1 protein-coding gene is annotated in these 362 nt (G+C 65.2%); it reads left to right on the plus strand.

The genetic code is table 11. The features are described 5' to 3' along the window. Positions 1–78: 78 nt before the first annotated feature. The coding region (locus OQ02_RS39490) for an NADP-dependent isocitrate dehydrogenase (RefSeq protein ID WP_033443804.1) at positions 79–362 on the plus strand (284 nt) is incomplete at its 3' end.

Here is a 362-nt window from a genome sequence, read left to right on the forward strand (position 1 = left end):
CCTTTACCGAGGACCTCGATCACGAGATATCTTGATGTCGAGCAATCTCGCATACGCAGACGTGGAGCGGAGCACCCGGTGACTGACTCGACCATCATCTACACCCACACTGACGAGGCGCCTGCCCTGGCGACGTACTCGTTCCTGCCCGTGATCCAGGCGTATGCCTCGCAGGCCGGCGTCACGGTCGAGACGCGGGACATCTCCCTCGCCGGCCGCATCATCGCCGTCTTCCCCGAGTTCCTCGAGGAGGGCCAGCGCATCCCCGACGCCCTCTCCGAGCTCGGCGACCTGGCCAAGACCCCCGGCGCCAACATCATCAAGCTGCCGAACGTCTCGGCCTCCATCCCGCAGCTCAAGGC

This window comes from Saccharothrix sp. NRRL B-16314, from assembly GCF_000716595.1.
Taxonomy (GTDB): domain Bacteria; phylum Actinomycetota; class Actinomycetes; order Mycobacteriales; family Pseudonocardiaceae; genus Actinosynnema.